Raw genomic sequence first — 20,093 nt, forward strand, 5'->3', positions numbered from 1 at the left:
TGCCAAAATGGTGCGTACCCACGGGAGGCAGCAATGAACCTTGAGAGCAAATGGCTGGAAGACTTCAGCGCCCTGGCGGCAACCCGCAGCTTTTCACAGGCGGCAGAGCGGCGCTTCGTCACCCAGCCGGCGTTCAGCCGCCGTATCCGCAGCCTGGAAGCCGCGTTGGGCCTGACTCTGGTCAACCGTTCGCGCACACCGGTTGAGCTGACGGCAGCGGGGCAGTTGTTCCTGGTGACTGCGCGCACGGTGGTCGAACAGCTCGGTGAAGTGCTGCGCCATTTGCATCACCTGGAAGGCGGGCAGGGCGAGGTCATGCAAGTGGCGGCGGCCCACTCCCTGGCCCTGGGCTTCTTTCCGCGCTGGATCGCGCAACTGCGCAACGAAGGGTTGAACATCGCCACGCGGTTAGTTGCGACCAACGTCGGCGATGCTGTGCACGCCCTGCGCGAAGGCGGTTGCGACCTGATGCTGGCGTTCTACGACCCGGATGCGGCGATGCAGATGGACCCTGAAATCTTCCCCTCGCTGCACTTGGGCAATACTGAAATGCTTCCGGTGTGCGCCGCCAATGCCGATGGCAAACCGTTGTTCGACTTGGAGGGTGAGGGTAGCGTGCCGCTGCTGGCCTACAGCGCCGGTGCTTTTCTGGGGCGCTCTGTACACCTGTTGCTGCGCCAGCGTGCCTTGCGCTTTACCACCGTTTACGAAACCGCCATGGCCGACAGCCTCAAGAGCATGGCGCTGGAAGGCCTGGGCATCGCCTGGGTTCCGCAACTGAGCGTGAGGGCGGAGTTGGCTCGCGGTGAGTTGGTAGTGTGCGGCGGCCCGCAGTGGCATGTGCCGCTGGAAATTCGCCTGTATCGCTGTGCATTGGTGCGCAAGGCGAATGTGAGGTTGCTGTGGCGCAAGTTGGAAGGCGGGGCAGCGAGCCCCGCCAGCTGAGGGATCAAGGTCGATACGGCGGTACCCCCATTCAGTTGGCAGGGCCGCTGTGCTAATTAATCGAATTGACAGAGGTAAGTCTTAATAAGCTCTCTGTTCTTGTCGCTAAAGCGATAGGCTGTTGTACGAAAGACCCTCCATGCACTTGTACTCATAAGTGTGTCACTCCACCAGCCGTCGTAGATTACTGCTGCTGCGTCATGTTCTGCGCCAAGCAGGTGCCCTACTTCGTGCGCGAATGTGTTGTAGCGCAGGATTGACGCGACCGCAAACTGCCCTCCAGTTTTATTGGCTAAACCTGCATACTGAAAGGGTACTGGGTCAGAGTAGGTGAGCAGAATAAACTTGTCGAGTGGTGACGTTGTTTGTGATGTTCTCTCCAAGTATTGAGTTACCGCTTTTTTCCAGCGAGCCGAGGCGTCCTTTATGGTTATTGATGTGTAGTTGAAATTGTAGAGCTCAGGCGCGACCTCCTTTTTGATCTCGATAAGCTCGACTTTACGGCTTGAGATGTTCTCAAGTTCGGTAATGAGCCAAGAGAAATAATTGTCTTTCATTAATAAGAAGTTGCGAGGAAGGACGGGCCAGTTAAACATAAAACCTGGAAAAACTGTCAAGGCGTTAGGCTCCAGATCTTTATGAAAGATTACATGCAGCCTGATGGGTTTTAATAGAGTGGGGGTTGGCTCCAGCTCCGGTACTGGCTCTGTCACTGCGGCGGGCAACTGGCCTTGCTGCCAGGCCTCCAATGCAGGAATCGCATGATTATGCAACGTGTCTCTGAAGAATAAAAAAGACTCATAGTTCAATATATAACGAGGCTGGAAGTCGTCCCGATTCGTCGTGGTTGCCACTGGGCGATTTGTCTGTGACCAACGATAAATAAGATCTTGTTTTTGTTGGTCGATCAACGCTTGTATGTGGTCGCTGAAGAAGTGTTGGTCGATTGGAAAAGGCGACAGGGTGATGTTCTGTACATCCAAGAGTCTTCGATTGATCAAATCTTCGAGGACACGCTGCTGATGCAATGAGACGCAGTGTAAAAATGGGTTCTGAGGCGCCATGGGGTTTATCAGGTGAGTCGCCAGGTACGTTTTCATCATGGAAATTGAATCGAATTGCTGTAATTTTACGCCGGGCATATACAGCACGCAGGGATTCAGGCTGCCGACAGTATCTTCAGGTTTTCTCGTAATGAGAAAAGCACCGACAAGCGAAATGTCAGCGGCATTTGCCGACTGCGTAAGCGACACTCTGTAGGCATACGCTTCAGGCATTATAGTTAAGTGTGCAAGGCGCAAGATTAAGTCGACACTCTCCAAATTGAGAGAAAGATCATTTTTTTTAACCATGCTCGCGCACTGTATCTGCGCAGCCAGTGAACGGGCCATATACTCTTTGTTCGTGTAGGGATAGGCTTCGTGCCTGGCGGCCCAGAAATTATCCATGCGATCCAGATAGAACTGAATGCCTTGAAGTTTAAAGAGTGCGTTTTTGACTGCACGCTGGAACGCGGAGTGGAGTTTGTGCAGTGTCCCAGCGCTGTTGTAATAAAACTCGCAGGCTTGGCTGTAGGTGGTCAAGGGGGTATTGATAAATACTATCGATTCGAAGATGCTTCTGAGTGTGCCCGGATTTGCTGTTGACATAGGAGATGGCGATGCTTGCGGGGGCAAGTAAAAAATCTCGTCCACCGACTTTCCTCCGGCGAAGGGCGTGATGGCCTCCTCCAAGAACCTGTATGCATTTTGCACAAGGTAGGGTGAGCTACTTATTGTATGTATGACGTTTTTGTACAGCTTCTCCAAAATAAACGCCGGATAAGGGGAGGACATCGTTGTAATGCTCGCCGGCGAGGGTATAGATAAATTTTCGTCTTCAGGTGCAGTCATGGTAGCAATCCTTACTAGTCTATGGGGTATGCAAATCAGTTTGCGTAGTCATTTAAATAATAAGGGTTGTGTTGTTGATTTTTTGCGGTGATGAGTACTCAAACCCTGTAGTCAGTTTCTGTGCTCGTCGAATAAAAATTCGAAATCAGACGAAGAAGTTTTGCGCGCCCAAGGTGTTTCATTTGTTGATTTTTCAGTCAAGAATCAGCGTTTTAACGATGCAAGACAAATGGTCGTTTTGAGGGGCTGTATATCTACTGCGTTACGGTATACTGCGCGGCCTTCGGCCGGTCCAACCGGCCAAATTTCGTACAACAAGCCACGCCGGATTTCCCGCGTGGCTTGTTGTTTTTTGACGCGCCTTCGGGCGCCCAGAGAGAAGAGGCACGACGATGAGTGCATTGGTTGGCGTGATCATGGGCTCCAAGTCCGATTGGTCCACCCTTAGCCACACCGCCGATATGCTGGAAAAACTCGGCATTCCCTACGAAGTGAAAGTGGTCTCCGCCCACCGCACTCCGGATTTGCTGTTCCAGTATGCCGATGAAGCAGAATCCCGTGGCATCGAGGTGATCATCGCCGGTGCCGGCGGTGCAGCGCACCTGCCAGGCATGTGCGCGGCCAAGACCCACCTGCCCGTGCTCGGTGTGCCGGTGCAGTCGGCGATGCTCTCGGGCGTGGACTCGCTGTTGTCCATCGTGCAGATGCCGGCCGGTATCCCGGTGGCCACCCTGGCGATCGGCAAAGCGGGCGCGATCAACGCCGCGTTGCTGTCCGCCAGCATCCTGGGCGCCAAGCACCCGCAGTTCCATGCGGTGCTGAAAAAATTCCGTGCTGAGCAGACAGACAGCGTGCTGGACAATCCAGACCCACGCATCGCCTGAGGTTATTGACGATGAAAATCGGTGTAATCGGTGGCGGCCAACTGGGCCGCATGCTGGCCCTGGCGGGAACCCCGCTGGGGATGAACTTCGCTTTCCTGGACCCGGCGCCGGACGCCTGTGCGGCTGCCCTGGGTGAACACCTGCGCGCTGACTACAGCGACCCGGACCACCTGCGCCAACTGGCCGACGAAGTTGACCTGGTGACCTTCGAGTTCGAAAGTGTCCCGGCTGAAACCGTCGCCTTCCTGTCGCAGTTCGTGCCGGTGTACCCGAGCGCCGAAGCCCTGCGCATCGCCCGCGACCGTTGGTTCGAGAAGAGCATGTTCAAGGACCTGGGCATCCCGACCCCGGCCTTCGCCGATATCCAGTCCCAGGCAGACCTGGACGCTGCAGTCGCCAGCATCGGCCTGCCGGCCGTGCTGAAAACCCGCACCCTGGGTTACGACGGCAAGGGCCAGAAAGTCCTGCGCACCGCCGCCGATGTGGTCGGCACCTTCGCCGAGCTGGGCAGCGTAGCCTGCCTGCTCGAAGGCTTCGTACCGTTCACCGGCGAAGTCTCGCTGATCGCCGTGCGTGCCCGTGACGGTGAAACCCGCTTCTACCCGTTGGTGCACAACACCCACGACAGCGGGATCCTCAAGCTGTCCGTGGCCAGCACCGATCACCCGCTGCAAGCCCTGGCCGAAGACTATTCCAGTCGTGTGCTCAAGCAACTGGATTACGTCGGCGTGATGGCGTTCGAGTTCTTTGAAGTCGACGATGGCCTCAAGGCCAATGAAATCGCCCCGCGTGTGCACAACTCCGGACACTGGACCACCGAAGGCGCCGAGTGCAGCCAGTTCGAGAACCACCTGCGGGCCATCGCGGGCTTGCCGCTGGGCTCCACCGCCAAGGTCGGTGAGAGCGCCATGCTCAATTTTATCGGTGTGGTACCGCCGGTGGAAAAAGTCATCGCTATCGACGACTGCCACCTGCATCACTACGGCAAGGCCTTCAAGGCCGGGCGCAAAGTCGGCCACGCCAACCTGCGTTGCAATGACCGTGCGACCCTCGAGGCGCAGATCCTCAAGGTCGAGGCGCTGATCGCCGAGCAATAACCCAAGGATCGGCGGGAACCATTGGTTGCCGCCGTCTCTCTGATTGCAGGATGGCAAAGCCTGACTAGGCTTTGCCATGACTCACATTCAATCAGAGGGAAATGCCATGGGTATCATCGGAACCATCTTCATCGGCTTGATCGTCGGTCTGCTCGCGCGTTTCCTCAAGCCTGGCGACGACAGCATGGGCTGGATCATGACCATCCTGCTGGGTATCGCAGGTTCCCTGGTCGCCACCTACGGTGGTCAGGCCCTGGGCATCTACCAGGCAGGCCAGGGCGCCGGCTTCCTCGGCGCGCTGATCGGCGCCATCGTGCTGCTGGTGATCTACGGTCTGCTGCGAAAAAAATAATTTAGCGTCACGGCCCTCTGCGCTGCGCAGGCGCAGGGGGCTAGAATGCCGACACTGTTAACCTTGTCGAGCCTCTCCATGCGCCGTCTTCTGTTTACCCTCCTGCTACTGGGCTCTGGCCTGGTCCACGCCGGCGAACTGCCGGAAACCGACTGGCTCGACCTGATGCCGCTGTCGGATCAAAAAGCCCTCGAAGCCATGCCCGAGATCGACCACAACTCTCCCGAAGCCCAAGGCACGTTCACCGACAAAGGTGGCCTGAAACAGAGCAAAGGCTTGCCGGCGGTGATGTATTCCACCAAGACCGTGGCCGCCATGAATGGCAAGAACATCCGTATCGGCGGTTATCCCGTGCCACTGGAAACCGACGCCAAGGGGCGCAGCACGTTGTTTTTCCTGGTGCCGTACCCAGGCGCCTGCATCCACGTGCCGCCACCGCCGCCTAACCAGTTGGTGCTGGTGCGTTATCCCAAGGGGCTGAAGCTGGATGATATCTACACGCCGCTGTGGGTCACCGGCACCCTCAAGGTTGAGAAGGTCAACAACGACTTGGCCGATGCTGCCTATGCCCTGGATGCCGGGAAAGTGCGGGTGGTCAAAGAGTCGGATCTTTAACCCGTTGTCGTCCCACGTACCGGTGCAGATGACGAGCGCGTCGATTCATTTTGGCAGCGCTGGGTAAAACATCCTACTGGCCTTTGACCAATCGATCTCTGTGCGGTGAATATCCAAGCGCGAGCGTTCGCGAGCAGCATGGGTTTGAACGTCCGCCCTCAGCGCTCGCTGGTCCGGTGTTATAAGCTGACATCTGGCGGGGACGTTGTGCGCGGCCTGTTCAAAGTGTATTTGAGCATAGGCCCATATTCTATCCTTGGCGCAAATCTCGAACTCGTCCAGAAAGTCGGGGACTTTTGTCCATGTTCGGCTGCCAGGCTCTTGTATCTCGCGGGTAACTGCAACTCGATTCTGGGTCTTGCGGATCCTCAGAACTCCCGGTTGGTCGTGCAAGAACTCCAGCGCATTGGCATTGGGCGCTTGGTTGACAGTCAGATTCACACGCACGATTTTCGCCATAATGTTGTAGTTGGTTGCGGTCTCCCTGAAGTGGGCCACTTGCTCCAGCAGAACTTTTTTGGTTGCCTCATCGGTAATGGCGATGCACGCCGCCTGAAGGTCATCGGCTCCCTGATTGAGCTTGGTCCCGCCGGACCTGATGAGGGCTTCGGCACCCGCGGGTTCGGCTGCAGCTTTGTTCCGGTAAAACACGATGAGGTCATTATGCTCCTCAATCATGTGTTGCATTTTCTCGACCGCACCTTCCAGCTGCTGGGTAATAGTCGCCTGGCTGGAAGAGGCCAATCCACTCGGTTCTTCGATGTGGATGGTCGATCTGATCCAGAGCTTGTCTTCGCCGACCTTGATATAGGTGAGGATGCGCTTACCATCCGCATCGAAAACGTCGGCGACATCATTATTCCCGGCTCTCGGCTTGGCGACGACGGTGAGAGAGGTGCGGGGCTCATCGCCGGCGATCATTATCGAGAGTTGATCTTTCGGCGCAGGGTTCACGGGCGCCTGCGGCACGGGGGAGGCGGACGGCGGTTTCGCCGCGCCAGGCGGTGGGAGGGTCGCGCGTGAAGGCCCGGCTTTTTTCACTGGGAGCTTATCCAGGGCATCCAGCATGCGTTCCAAGTCTTCGTCCAGTAATGACTTAAACACCGTGGCCTGTTCGATTATGGTGCCCACGGCCTTTTTTTTAGAGACAAAAAAAACGGTGAACTCTTTATACCTTGCGTCTTTTTTACTTATGCCGCCGGTATCCAACAACCGTTGAAGATGTTTCTTCTGAGCGTCCAAGTAGCCTTCCAGGCTATCAATGACTGCCGTATAGCGCGGGCTGAGATTGTCAGCCGTATCAATGCTCCCGATCAGTCGCGCCCTGCCGAGGTCCGGTGTGGTAACAAAATCTTCGGGTACGAATACTGGCAATACGTTGTTCTTCGTGTGCAGCATCCCCAGTTCTTTAGTGGCCTCCCAGTGCAGGAGAGATCTATCAAACAGAGCGTTTGTGGTGTTGAATTCCGTCGATTTGGCGGCCTCATCCAGCCGGTTTGTGGCGATATTCATCTTCTCGAACTCTTTCCCGTAGCCGGCGGACTTTGCAGCATTCGCTTTTCTAAGCTCCTCCAACCTTTTCCCGCCAGCATGCCCGCTTTCGTCGACCGGCAGCCAACTCCCGTCCTTATTGACGACGCGGTAAATTGGGCGAGTCTTGTTGTGCGGGTGAACAATATAGAACTCAGTGTCACCTGTGAGGCTGTAGCGAGTGTCGACGACGTACCATTGGCCGCGTGAGCGAACATAGCTCTGCTGATTTTTTCCATCATAGACACCGTTGGCCCGACGGCTGAATTCCGCGGTTTGTTCATACGAGAGGGGGGCGATGTAGTCGTCAATATCCGGAATTCGTTGCAGGCCCTCTGCCCCCACTGGAATGTACCGGGGGCCGAACACGGTATTGGTCCGTGGGTTGATCAGGCGATACTCGGGCAACAGGTCGGTCCCGACACTGCGCATGGGAACATGGTCCATGCCGGCCACGGTGAACAGGCTGTCCTGCGGTTCAAGGGGTTTCCAGACTCGCGGGTCTACCGACTGTAGTGCTCGGCCGGGGGGTACGATCGTGGGATTGATGAGGGTTTTTTTGAACAACGCCACGCCTGCGTCTACCTGACGCATGCCGGCAGCGCTGAGCCGCAACATACTTAAGCCCGCGAGTTTGAGCAGAGATGGCACGGCTTCCAGCGGGTTTAACTCTCTGAGGGCGCCCAACAAGAGCGTTTTGGTGAGGGTGGCGAACCTCGGCAACGCGGCCTGAAAACTGATTCTTGCTGCTTGTGCAATCATGCGTACCGAACCGCCAACGAAAGTACTGAGTGGAGATATGGAGGAGATCAAGTCGGTGAACAACGATAACCCTCCGCGCTCCACGCGTTGCGGATCACCCGAGAGGATGTCCTCGATACCGCCCCAGAAGGGTACGAGCATCTTGGCGTAGTCGATCATTTCGTCAACGGCTTGTTGTGCGGCATCAAACTCGGAAACGTTACGCTGGGCAGCCAATTTGAGCTGAGATTCGTCAGTGTGAAATAGATCGTTGGCAACGATGGTTGCCAGCTGTCGACTGCGCACTGAAGACCCGGATTGTACTGTTCGCCCAGTCTCGGAAGGAGCGGGTGCGGTGGCTGGTAACACGTGTCCGATCTGCTCGGCGATCACAAGGCTGGACACAGCGTCCCGAGGGCGTTGGCCGTGTTGGTAGGCTGCCCAGTCGAACGGCAGGGAGGTCGCAAGTCGAAAGGTTCCCCTGCTCGAGCGGGTTGAGCCCCCCGTTCTTCTCACGACAATTTCGCCGTTGATCGTCAGCGTTTGAATATCTGGGCGCGCGCGGATCAATGCAGCCCGGGGGAACACCTCATAATAAGTAGTATGGTGATTGACCTGGGCTCGGATGATGAAACCGTGGCGGCCTCTGGCGGCAGCGATGTTCTGCGCAGTTTCGTGCTGAACTTGCAAGTCGCGAAGCTCCTGGCGCAGTGCATATAGTGTTACCTGGCCGTTTTCGATGGCGTTACGATCAGACAACGGCAGGTTAGGCAGCAAGGCTCTGATCAAGGTTTTGTAGGCTTCTTTGACCCCGCTCAGGTAATCACTGAACCCGCGGTCGAATGCTTCATCCGTGGTAAAGCGCCAGCGGCCAGGAGGGTTTTGAGCAATCGTTTCGGTTGCCTGGATTATTTCGTGCTCGTGTTGCTCCAAGGCTTCTACGGCCAATTGGGCTTGTTCAGGGGTGATGTCGGCTTTTTCAGTTGTTAGTACTCCATTCGCTTTGGCCCATTCCAGCGTTGGCCCCAATCTAGCTAACGAAATGACTATTTTTTGCTCAGGCGTCGCGCTCTGGCTTGCTGTTGCCAGCAGCCCGAGCAATTGTTGGAATGTCATGTGTTGCGCAGCGCCGGGTGCAATCGCTTGCGCAAGCGTCACGCCAGCCTTGAAGTTCACCCAGGCGATGGAGCTGGCGTAATGCAGATCGTCGGGAATGCCCCTCACCCAGATTTCCGCAGGAGAAGCCTGTTGCACCAAGCGCAGGGCCAGTTGCACACCGCCGGGGGTGAGTTGGTGCTTGCGGCTGAGGGACTGCTCAATGTGTCGGCGAATAAAGCTATAGCTGTTACCCCAGTGCCGTGACGTTGCTATTTGTTCCCCGGCGACAGCCTCTTGAGCACTGCCAGTTGGGCCCTCAACGTGCAGGTAAAGTGCCCGCCAGACCAAGTCGCGTAGTACTTTTACCGGTGGTGTTTCATCTTCGGCCGTATACCAATCCAGTTCCTTGACCAGTTGTTTGCCTAACGCTAAGCATTGCGGAGTATTGAGCCATTGTTCGAGTATCACCGTGGGTGTCCTCAATGCCTCTACTTCGCGTTGTGGCGTCAAAAAATCTTCGGTCAGTTGCATGAATATTGAACGGGGAGCCGTCAATTGATGGTGATCAAGCCAGCGTCGCAGGCGGGCATCATCTTGCTCGTCAATGATGTCGTCAAAAGGTAAGCGGCCTTCCTCCATCTCCAGTGATAGCGTGGCGGCGCGCTCCTGCAGTACCGTAATCACTCGCTGGAGCGGGTCATCGGTGGCGACGTGGGCACCGTAGAACTTGAGCGCAAGATCAAGCCGGACAGTGCCGTCTTCTCGAATACCATCACCAATGTCGCGCCGCGCCGCTATCAGTACATGGATATCATTGCGCCAGTATCTGGGCACCTCGCTCAGTGGCAGCAGCACGTCCTGAATGGTAAAGCGAGTGAGTGGTGAATCCACCACGGGCGGCAGGTTATTGATGAGCTTTTCGATTGTGACCAAAGAATTCCAGCCCTCCTCTTTTGCTCTCAAGCGCTCGCTCAGCCAGGCTGAAAAGTCGATGTCATTCTTCAGTTTTTGCAAGACGCTCACTGCCGGCGCGGATGCTTTGTACAGCGGTGATTGGCTATGAGGTTTAAAGAACTGTTGTGCCAGCGGCTGCTGCTCAGCGTGCGCCTGGAGATTTTTCAGCTGTACCAGCAACCCCGCGAAATCAATTGATCGGTAGGTTTTTTGCTGTATCAGGTGTTGCTGAGCAGCGCGTGTCTGCTCCCTGCGTCGTGCGTTGAGGGTTAAGTGCCTGCGGGCGTATCGCTCGATGGCTGCGCTGAAGTTCAGCAGCGGGACAAGGTCGGCCGCCTGGTTGATTATTCCAATCATGCCCTCTGCAGCACTGCGGCTGATGGACCAATGGTGTTCGATATCCTGGCGTTGCTTGGCGATTAGCAGGTTGATCTGAAGGTTGAAAAAGTGCTCAGTGGCAGTGACAGGTATCAGATTGACACGCCCGCTTTGGCTTACTCGTTGCGCCAGACTGTCGAACGCCGAGTGTTGCCGATGGGCGACGCTGACCATCAGTTGCTGACGTCCAAGCACGCTTTTAAGACGTTGCTTCAAATGTGTTTTCAGTGCCATGGGGCTGGCAAATTCAGCCAGGCCATGGCCAGGCAGGTAAAGCACTGTGGGGTTGGCGGTTGGGTATTCGCCCGGTGGCCACGTGCAGATGGCAAATGCACCGATCAATGCAATTTCGTCGGTGTGCGCTGTATCTTGCAGGCCAAGGTGAAAGATATTCAGCGTTTCTGGCGGGGAGGGGGGGCTCAGTTGCCGTATCAGGGCAGCGCTGGCGGGGCCAAGTGAGGCCGTTTCGAATCTCAATGATGCCTCGCACTGGATCAACAGCGCGACGGTTTGAGCGATGAGGCTTTGATGCGGCTGCTGGGTTGCGCTGTGATTGGCGCTCCAGTATCGGTTGAGACTATTCAGATAATAGTCAGGCGTCAGCAAGGTATTTATCAGGGTTCTGATGGTTAGCTGGCTTGTATCGTCGAGTCGAGTGAACGTGTTGTTTTTATAGAGATAGAAGTCATGACGCGGGTCGAAATAATCCGGAATTCGGCATTGATGCAAGGCATCATTCACTAGGGCTATCAACGCCCTGTCGTGCTCAGTGGGCGGGTCAGTCAAGGTGTCTTCTGGGGATTTCAGGTAGATGTGTTGGGTTGAGTAACGATCAAACAATCCGTTGATCTCTTCCAATACCTGCGTATTTGCGCAAAAGGTCAGTGAGGGCTGAGCGTTAAGTGTCGCGATAAGAGTGTTATTGCACGTGGCCATGAGTTCGGCCACGTCGGCGGGGGGCTGTTGCAGTACTTCCTGGGGAGAGGGGACCATCGTGTTGCCTCTGCTATAAGGTGCGATTTTCGCACTTTAGCGAGGCTGTTCTGGCATATGGACCTACATAGTAATGTCATCGTCCCCCGTGTCACGGACGTCAGCCGTGACGTTTACGAGGGTATGGCAGTGATGCTCACCTGCAGTGTGTGCCTCTCACTTGGCGCCAGCACCACCACATCGTCCAGTACATTCGCCGTTTCGATGCACAGCATGCCTTTCCACCCATCATCGGCCATGTCATCAAACGCCTTGGCGCGTTCGGTCCATGGGTTCCAGATCACTGTCGATTTCGAACCCTCGGCAGTGAGCTGAATGCGACGCTGCCAGTCTTTGTCGACAATATTCAGCTGGGGCGGCGTATCGAGGTAGATGCGATCAGTCTCGGCGGTGAAGTGCAGCAGGCCGGATTGTGTCTTCTCGGTCCAGCCATCGGCGGTGTCGATATAGGCACGCCCGTCCAGTCCTTCGACCTGCACATTGCGCACATCGCTTACAGCGAAGTAGGTGTGCAGCGCCTGGCTGAGGGTGACGGTGTCGGTGCCACGGTTGTGGCTGGTCAGGCGGATATGCAGTTGCTCATCCAGCAGCAGGCTCAGTGTCAGGTCAACGTGGTGAGGCCAGCCAGGAAAGCCGCCTGCCGGCACCGGCAGTACCAGGTCCACACGGAGCGCTTCACCTTCAAGCTCGGTCGCGGCCAGTTCCCACAACGCGGTGCGCACAAAGCCGTGGGCGCCGGCTGGCTGCTCGCTCTGGCGCATTGCCTTCACGCTCTGCGGGTTGCGGTCAAACACGCCAAACCACGGCCAGCACACCGGTACGCCGGTACGAATACCCTTGCCCTTTTTGAACACCGCTTCAGGATTTGGCCAGATCAGCGGCTGCTCGCCGTCACGCTGGTAACTGAAGATATGCGCACCTTGTTGGGCCACCATCACTTCGGCACCCTTGTGGCGGATACGCCAGCAATCCAGTTCGTCGATTTTCACGGTTTCAACGTGGGGCGTCGGCATAACAAAGCACTCTTTATGGCAGGCAATGGGGCAATTGACCGTCAAAACCCGGTGAGGTTTAACGTGCGCGCGACGGAACCGAACGCGTACGACCGCTGCCATCGATGGCGACAAACACGAATACCGCCTCGGTAACCTTGCGCCATTCGCTGGACAGCGGGTCGTCGCTCCACACCTCGACCATCATCTGGATCGAGCTGCGGCCGATTTCCAAGGCCTGGGTATAGAAGGACAGCTGCGCGCCCACGGCGACCGGCACCAGGAACGCCATGCGATCAATGGCCACGGTGGCCACGCGGCCGCCTGCGACCTTGCTGGCCATTGCGGTGCCAGCCAGGTCCATCTGCGCGACCAGCCAGCCGCCGAAGATGTCGCCGAAACCGTTGGTTTCACGCGGGAGCGCGGTGATTTGCAGGGCTAGATCGCCTTGCGGGATAGGATCTTCTTGTTCGAGTTCGATCATGCCGAGGGCCTCTGACCCGTAACGCTTCGTGGGTATTTCAAGTGGATAGCCGTCTTCGAAAAAAACGTTTCAGCACCAACATACACCGCGTGATGCGTTTCTCGTAAGGCGTACTAAAGGGAAACTCTGCCAAATCGGCTGGATGGCACCCAACGACGTTTTGGCACAGCAGCCCCTCAAGACTGCGGTTCTTGCGCTTGCAAGGGCCGAGTATATCGAGACCCTGGCGCCACGACGACCTCTGGGCGCTCATTTGGTCGGCAATTGGCGGCTGTATCGCGGCTTTTTCCGGCAACTGTGCTTCTGCGTGCAGATAAAGAGCAGGAATGTGGAATATTTCACGGCCTGGAACTGTTATCCGCTCGACGCTGTGCTTTTTCTAGCGATTTGCTATCTTGCCAAACCTGCCGCAAGTCCCGCTTGCCGTCCTGATTACTATAAGAGAAGCCTTGCCATGTCCTCCGTGCCCGCAAGCAGTGCGCAACCTTCGCGCCCGCTGACCCGCAACGACTACAAAACCCTGTCGCTGTCTGCCTTGGGCGGGGCGCTGGAGTTTTATGACTTCATCATTTTCGTGTTTTTCGCCACCGTGGTCGGGAAACTGTTCTTCCCCGTGGACATGCCCGAATGGCTGCGCATGATGCAGACCTTTGGCATCTTCGCTGCCGGCTACCTGGCACGTCCCCTGGGCGGCATCATCATGGCGCACTTCGGTGACCTGCTGGGCCGCAAGAAGATGTTCACCCTGAGCATCTTCATGATGGCCGTGCCGACCCTGATCATGGGCCTGCTGCCAACTTACGCGCAGATCGGCCTGTGGGCGCCGGTCCTGCTGCTGCTGATGCGCATTATCCAGGGCGCGGCAATCGGCGGCGAAGTACCCGGCGCCTGGGTGTTCGTCTCCGAGCACGTTCCGCCACGCCATATCGGCTATGCCTGCGGCACCCTCACCAGCGGCCTGACGGCCGGGATCCTGCTGGGCTCGCTGGTGGCCACGGCGATCAACACTATTTATAGCCCGGAGCAGGTCTCGGATTACGCCTGGCGTATCCCGTTCCTGCTCGGCGGCGTGTTCGGCCTGTTGTCGGTGTACCTGCGCCGCTGGCTGCATGAAACACCGATCTTCGCCGAGATGCAGCAACGCAAGACCCTGGCCGCCGAGCTGCCATTGCGTGCAGTACTGCGGGATCACCGGGGCGCCATTGTGCTGTCGATGCTGCTGACCTGGCTGCTGTCGGCCGGTATCGTCGTTGTCATCCTGATGACCCCGACCGTGCTGCAAACGGTCTATCACTTCAGCGCCACCGTTGCGCTGCAGGCCAACAGCCTGGCCATCGTCGCCTTGAGCCTGGGCTGCATAGCCTCGGGTGCCCTGGCGGACCGCTTCGGTGCTGGCCGCGTGCTGATCGTCGGTTGCGCGCTGTTGCTGGCAACCTCCTGGACCCTCTATCACAGCCTCATCGCTCACCCGGACTGGCTGTTCCCGCTGTACACGCTGACCGGTCTGTTTGTAGGCACCATTGGCGTAGTGCCTTACGTCATGGTCAAGGCCTTCCCGCCGGTGGTGCGTTTCAGCGGGTTGTCGTTCTCCTACAACGTGGCCTACGCCATTTTCGGCGGCCTGACGCCGTTGGCGGTGTCGCTGCTGATGAAGGAAAGCCCGATGGGGCCGTCTTACTACGTGGCTGCCCTGTGTGTGATGGGGATGTTGGTGGGTGGGTATCTGTGGAAGCGCGCACGCTGATTCCTTGACATGCTCGCTCCCGCGCCCTGCGTGGGAGCGATGGCAACTCCTCGCTGCGCCCCTTCACCTTGCCGATAGTGGCCTTTCATCTAACTGTCACATTGCAGACATAGAGTGTTCACACGGCCTCCCGATACTTGGCCCCGATCCAACTATCCCTATCTGCTAGGAGCAAGGCATGAAACTGAAACGTTTGATGGCGGCAATGACTTTTGTCGCTGCTGGCGTTGCGACCGCCAACGCGGTGGCCGCTGGTGTTGATCCGGCAATTCCGGCTTACGTTAAGACCACTGGTGTGTCGGGCAACTTGTCCAGCGTCGGTTCCGATACCCTGGCTAACCTGATGACCCTGTGGGCCGAGGGTTACAAAAAGGAATACCCGAACGTCAACATCCAGATTCAAGCTGCTGGCTCCGCTACCGCGCCACCTGCGCTGACTGAAGGCACCTCCAACCTGGGCCCGATGAGCCGCAAGATGAAGGACACCGAACTGGCGGCCTTCGAGCAGAAGTACGGCTACAAGCCAACCGCTATCCCGGTTGCCGTGGATGCCCTGGCCGTGTTCGTGCACAAGGACAACCCGATCCAGCACCTGACCATGGAACAAGTCGACGCGATCTTCTCCTCGACGCGCCTGTGCGGTGGCAAAGCCGACGTGAAAACCTGGGGCGACCTGGGTGTGACCGGCGACCTGGCCAACAAGCCGGTGCAACTGTTCGGTCGTAACTCGGTATCCGGCACCTACGGCTACTTCAAAGAAGAAGCCCTGTGCAAAGGCGACTACAAGCCAAACGTGAACGAACAACCCGGCTCGGCTTCGGTCGTGCAGTCGATCAGCTCCTCGCTGAACGGCATCGGTTACTCGGGCATCGGCTACAAGACCGCCAGCGTGAAAACCGTGGCCCTGGCCAAGAAAGGCAGCACTGACTTCATCGAAGACAGTGAAGAAAACGCCCTGAACGGTAAATACCCGCTGTCGCGTTTCCTCTACGTGTACGTCAACAAAGCCCCGAACAAGCCTCTGGCCCCGCTGGAAGCTGAGTTCGTGAAGCTGGTTCTGTCCAAGCAGGGCCAGGAAGTTGTGGTGAAAGACGGCTACATCCCACTGCCAGCCAAAGTCGCCGCCAAGGCCCTGGCTGACCTGGGTCTGAAAGAAGGCAACTGATTGCCTCTGCGGGGCCGGCCTGCCGGCTCCGCATCCGAATTTTCTAGTCCGCTGCCAGCCTAGCTTCGCGGCGGATTTGTTGCGTCACTGCACTGTCATCTTTCTGTCATACAGGATCGCTAGGGTGTGCGCATGAATGATCTGGCCAATTCCACCATGACGACGACTTCTCCCCCCAAGCGCATTGACTTCAATACGCCTGAGCTGCAACGCAAGCGCCGCATTCGCGCGCTCAAGGATCGCCTGACCCGTTGGTATGTGCTGGTCGGCGGCCTCGCCGTCCTCGGCGCGATCACCCTGATTTTCTTCTTCCTGGCTTACGTCGTCGCGCCGCTGTTCCAGGGTGCCTCATTGACCAAGGAAGACGCCCTGACCCCGGCCTGGATCCAGGACGCGGGCAAGCCGCTGATGATCTCCCTCGAAGAACAGAACCAAGTCGCCATGCGGGTTTCCGACAAGGGCCAGGCGTTGTTCTTTAATGTGGAAACCGGTGCTGAACTCAAGCGTGTCGACCTGCCACTGCCCGCCGGCACCAGCGTTGCGTCTATCGGTGAAGACCAGCCCGGTAGCCCGCTGGTGATCCTCGGCCTGTCCAATGGCCAATCCCTGGTATTCCGCCACACCTATAAGGTGTCCTACCCGGACGGCAAGAAAACCATTACCCCCGCGATCGAATACCCTTACGGTGAAACGCCGATCGTGCTGGATGACGCCGGTCGCCCACTGGAGCATGTGGCCCTCAATGCCACGGACTCGTCCTTGGTGATTGCAGGTTCCGCTGGTTCGCACTTGAACGTGCTGTCCCTGAGCCGCGAAGAAAACATGATGACCGGCGAAGTCACCAGCGAGCAGAAGCGCATCGAACTGCCGCAGATGACCGAGCCGGTGAAAGCGATCTTCATCGACCCACGTCAGCAATGGTTGTACGTGATCAACGGCCGCGCCCTGGCCGACGTGTTCAGCCTGCGCGACAAGAGCCTCAACGGTCGCTACAAATTGCTCGAAGACGGTAACGCTGAAGTCACCGCCAGCACGCAGTTGGTGGGCGGTATCTCGCTGATCATCGGTAACTCCAAGGGCGGCCTGGCCCAGTGGTTCATGGCCCGCGACCCGGATGGCGAGCAGCGCTTCAAGCAGATCCGTACCTTCCAGATGGGCCCTGCGCCTATCGTAGAAATCTCCGCCGAAGAGCGCCGCAAAGGCTTCACCGCCCTCGACGCTTCCGGCAAATTCGGCGTGTTCCACAGCACCGCGCACCGCACACTGCTGGTGGACCCGGTGGTCGATGGCCAAGGCGTGTACGGCATGTCGCCACGCGCCAACCGCGTGATCGTCGAAGCTGGCGGCAAGCTGCAACCGTTGCTGCTCGATAACCCGCACCCGGAAGTGTCCTGGAGTGCACTGTGGAGCAAGGTTTGGTACGAAAACTACGACGAGCCTAAATACGTCTGGCAATCGACCGCTGCCAACACCGATTTCGAACCCAAGATGAGCCTGGCCCCGCTGACCTTCGGCACCTTGAAGGCGGCGTTCTACGCCATGCTGCTGGCTGCACCACTGGCCGTTGCGGCAGCGATCTACACTGCCTACTTCATGGCCCCGAGCCTGCGCCGCAAGGTCAAGCCGGTGATCGAATTGATGGAAGCGATGCCGACGGTGATCCTCGGCTTCTTCGCGGGCCTGTTCCTGGCGCCGTATGTGGAAGGGCATCTACCGGGCATTTTCAGTCTGTTGATGCTGCTGCCGATTGGCATTCTAGTGGCCGGTTTCGTCTTCAGTCGCCTGCCTGAATCCCTGCGCCTGCGGGTTCCCGATGGCTGGGAAAGCGCGATCCTGATCCCGGTGATCCTGTTTGTGGGCTGGCTCTCGCTGTACATGAGCCCGTACCTGGAAACCTGGTTCTTCGGCGGCGACATGCGCATGTGGATTTCCCATGACCTGGGCATTACCTACGACCAGCGCAACGCTCTGGTGGTGGGTTTGGCCATGGGCTTCGCAGTGATCCCGAACATCTACTCCATCGCCGAAGATGCCGTGTTCAGCGTGCCACGCGGCCTGACCCTGGGCTCGCTGGCCTTGGGCGCCACGCCGTGGCAGACCATGACACGCGTGGTGATCCTGACCGCCAGCCCGGGCATTTTCTCGGCGCTGATGATCGGCATGGGCCGCGCTGTCGGCGAGACCATGATCGTGTTGATGGCCACCGGTAACACCCCGGTGATGGAGATGAACCTGTTCGAAGGCCTGCGAACGCTCGCGGCCAACGTTGCGGTGGAAATGCCGGAGTCGGAAGTGGGTGGCAGTCACTACCGCGTGCTGTTCCTCTCGGCGCTGGTGCTGCTGTTGTTCACCTTCATCATGAACACCCTCGCGGAGCTGATCCGTCAGCGTCTGCGCAAGAAATACTCGTCGCTTTAAGAAAGGTAGAAGTCTGTGAAACAGAACTCCCTGAATGGATGGTTCAAGAGCGGCGCCCCCGGCGTCTGGATCAGTGGTGGCGCGGTGTCCATCGCGGTCATCATGACCATTGGTTTGCTGGCGGTGATTGCCGTGCGTGGCTTGGGCCACTTCTGGCCGGCCGACCTGATCCAGGCCAACTACAACGTGCCGGGCCAGGCAAACCATATCGTCATCGGCGAAGTGGTGCAGAAAGAAGAAGTCCCCCGCGAGCGCCTGAAAAGCGCAGGCCTGCCGGTGCCGGACCAAGGCCCGGAGTTTATGACCCGCGAGCTGATCAAGGTCGGCAACCGCGACCTGAACGGCAACGACTTCACCTGGATCGTCGGCGAGTGGCTCAAGGACCAGACCACGCCGGCGAACCTGATGACCATCGAGCGTCGTGAGTGGGGCAACTTCTACGGCACCCTGGTCAACGTCAAGCAGGACGGCAAGGTCATCGCCGAAGGCGAAGCCGCATGGCCGGAGCTGCAGGCCCGCGTCGACCGGGTGAACAAGCTGGCGGCCCAGCTCAAGACCCTGGAAAAATCCGACATCGGCGCGATCAACGCCGGTTTGGAGCGCATCCGCCTGCACGGCCGCAAGCTGGAGCTGGAAGGCAAGCTCGACGCCGCCGCCCAAGCCGACATGGATGCCGACCGCGCCGAGCTGAATGCCCGTTACCAAGACATCGAAGCCCGCCTGGCCGACCTGCACGCCCAGTTCAACCGCGACGCGCTGACTGCCCGCGACGGCAACGGCAAGGAAGTCGAAATCGGCATCGGCAAAGTGGTGCACGCCTACCAGCCGAATGCCATGGGTACGATCACCAAGGTCGGCTTCTACTTCAGCAAGGTCTGGGAATTCCTCAGCGATGACCCACGGGAAGCCAACACCGAAGGCGGGATCTTCCCGGCTATCTTCGGCACCGTGATGATGACCCTGATCATGGCGATGATCGTCACTCCGTTTGGCGTGCTGGCGGCGGTGTACCTGCGTGAATACGCCAAGCAGAACACCCTGACCCGCGTCATCCGTATCGCCGTGAACAACCTGGCCGGTGTACCGGCCATCGTCTACGGCGTGTTCGGACTGGGCTTCTTCGTGTATGTATTGGGCGGTTCGGTTGACCGCCTGTTCTTCGCCGAAGCCCTGCCGGCCCCGACCTTCGGTACCCCGGGCCTGTTGTGGGCCTCGCTGACCCTGGCGCTGCTGGCGGTGCCGGTGGTGATCGTGGCCACCGAAGAAGGCCTGGCGCGGATTCCTCGTACCGTCCGTGAAGGCTCCCTGGCACTCGGCGCGACCAAGGCGGAAACGCTGTGGAAGATCGTGCTGCCGATGGCCAGCCCGGCGATGATGACCGGCATGATCCTCGCCGTGGCCCGCGCCGCCGGTGAAGTGGCGCCGCTGATGCTGGTCGGCGTGGTGAAACTGGCGCCGTCACTGCCGCTGGATGGCAACTACCCGTACCTGCACCTGGACCAGAAGATCATGCACCTGGGCTTCCATATTTATGACGTCGGCTTCCAGAGTCCCAACGTCGAAGCCGCACGGCCGCTGGTGTACGCCACCGCGTTGCTGCTGGTGCTGGTGATCGCCACGCTCAACTTGTCGGCGGTGTGGATCCGTAACCACCTGCGCGAAAAATACAAAGCGTTGGACAGCTAAGCGGGCCGGACACGGTCAATGTGGGAGCTGGCTTGCCTGCGATGCAGGCGACTCGGTTTAGCAGGTACACCGCGGTGATGCCATCGCAGGCAAGCCAGCTCCCACAGGGGTCAGCGCCAGACACA

At 58.2% G+C, this 20,093-nt stretch carries 13 protein-coding genes; 9 read left to right on the forward strand and 4 right to left on the reverse strand.

Annotated features, from left to right (window positions below; translation table 11 throughout):
- Positions 1-33: 33 nt before the first annotated feature.
- Positions 34-945 carry a LysR substrate-binding domain-containing protein gene (locus AC0IYN_RS10870; protein WP_457238620.1) on the forward strand — a complete coding sequence of 304 codons (912 nt, stop codon included), beginning with the start codon at positions 34-36 and terminating at the stop codon, positions 943-945.
- Positions 946-1,001: 56 nt separating this feature from the next.
- On the opposite strand, the gene AC0IYN_RS10875 is transcribed toward AC0IYN_RS10870, so the two are convergent.
- Positions 1,002-2,837, reverse strand: coding sequence for a reprolysin-like metallopeptidase (locus tag AC0IYN_RS10875; protein WP_457266690.1), 1,836 nt, complete (start codon positions 2,835-2,837; stop codon positions 1,002-1,004).
- A gap of 392 nt (positions 2,838-3,229) precedes the next feature.
- On the opposite strand from AC0IYN_RS10875, the gene purE reads away from it, so the two are divergent.
- From purE to AC0IYN_RS10895, 4 genes are all read left to right on the forward strand, one after another.
- Positions 3,230-3,721, forward strand: a complete 492-nt coding sequence (gene purE, locus AC0IYN_RS10880; RefSeq protein WP_003176980.1) for a 5-(carboxyamino)imidazole ribonucleotide mutase — start codon at positions 3,230-3,232, stop codon at positions 3,719-3,721.
- A gap of 11 nt (positions 3,722-3,732) precedes the next feature.
- Positions 3,733-4,818, forward strand: coding sequence for a 5-(carboxyamino)imidazole ribonucleotide synthase (locus tag AC0IYN_RS10885; RefSeq protein WP_457247617.1), 1,086 nt, complete (start codon positions 3,733-3,735; stop codon positions 4,816-4,818).
- 106 nt (positions 4,819-4,924) lie between these two features.
- Positions 4,925-5,170, forward strand: a complete 246-nt coding sequence (locus AC0IYN_RS10890; protein ID WP_015886585.1) for a GlsB/YeaQ/YmgE family stress response membrane protein — start codon at positions 4,925-4,927, stop codon at positions 5,168-5,170.
- Between the two features lie 78 nt (positions 5,171-5,248).
- Positions 5,249-5,785, forward strand: coding sequence for a DUF3299 domain-containing protein (locus tag AC0IYN_RS10895; protein ID WP_078050776.1), 537 nt, complete (start codon positions 5,249-5,251; stop codon positions 5,783-5,785).
- Positions 5,786-5,830: 45 nt separating this feature from the next.
- Here AC0IYN_RS10895 and AC0IYN_RS10900 read toward each other — a convergent pair whose 3' ends face one another.
- From AC0IYN_RS10900 to AC0IYN_RS10910, 3 genes are all read right to left on the reverse strand, one after another.
- On the reverse strand, positions 5,831-11,479 hold the full coding sequence (locus AC0IYN_RS10900) for a hypothetical protein (protein ID WP_471841406.1): 5,649 nt from the start codon (positions 11,477-11,479) through the stop codon (positions 5,831-5,833).
- 113 nt (positions 11,480-11,592) lie between these two features.
- Positions 11,593-12,492: a D-hexose-6-phosphate mutarotase gene (locus AC0IYN_RS10905; RefSeq protein WP_406596250.1), complete on the reverse strand. Its 900-nt coding sequence runs from the start codon at positions 12,490-12,492 to the stop codon at positions 11,593-11,595.
- A gap of 58 nt (positions 12,493-12,550) precedes the next feature.
- Complete coding sequence (locus tag AC0IYN_RS10910) at positions 12,551-12,955, reverse strand: acyl-CoA thioesterase (RefSeq protein ID WP_003176975.1); 405 nt, start codon at positions 12,953-12,955, stop codon at positions 12,551-12,553.
- A 454-nt stretch (positions 12,956-13,409) separates the two neighbouring features.
- Here AC0IYN_RS10910 and AC0IYN_RS10915 point away from each other — a divergent pair, with 454 nt between their 5' ends.
- From AC0IYN_RS10915 to pstA, 4 genes are all read left to right on the forward strand, one after another.
- Positions 13,410-14,699: an MFS transporter gene (locus tag AC0IYN_RS10915; RefSeq protein ID WP_406596251.1), complete on the forward strand. Its 1,290-nt coding sequence runs from the start codon at positions 13,410-13,412 to the stop codon at positions 14,697-14,699.
- A 178-nt stretch (positions 14,700-14,877) separates the two neighbouring features.
- Positions 14,878-15,864 carry a phosphate ABC transporter substrate-binding protein PstS gene (locus tag AC0IYN_RS10920; protein WP_016978637.1) on the forward strand — a complete coding sequence of 329 codons (987 nt, stop codon included), beginning with the start codon at positions 14,878-14,880 and terminating at the stop codon, positions 15,862-15,864.
- Between the two features lie 384 nt (positions 15,865-16,248).
- On the forward strand, positions 16,249-18,282 hold the full coding sequence (locus AC0IYN_RS10925) for an ABC transporter permease subunit (protein ID WP_406596265.1): 2,034 nt from the start codon (positions 16,249-16,251) through the stop codon (positions 18,280-18,282).
- A 15-nt stretch (positions 18,283-18,297) separates the two neighbouring features.
- Positions 18,298-19,968 carry a phosphate ABC transporter permease PstA gene (gene pstA / locus AC0IYN_RS10930; protein ID WP_025856392.1) on the forward strand — a complete coding sequence of 557 codons (1,671 nt, stop codon included), beginning with the start codon at positions 18,298-18,300 and terminating at the stop codon, positions 19,966-19,968.
- Positions 19,969-20,093 lie beyond the last annotated feature (125 nt).

It is taken from the genome of Pseudomonas sp. AC112 (assembly GCF_979253545.1).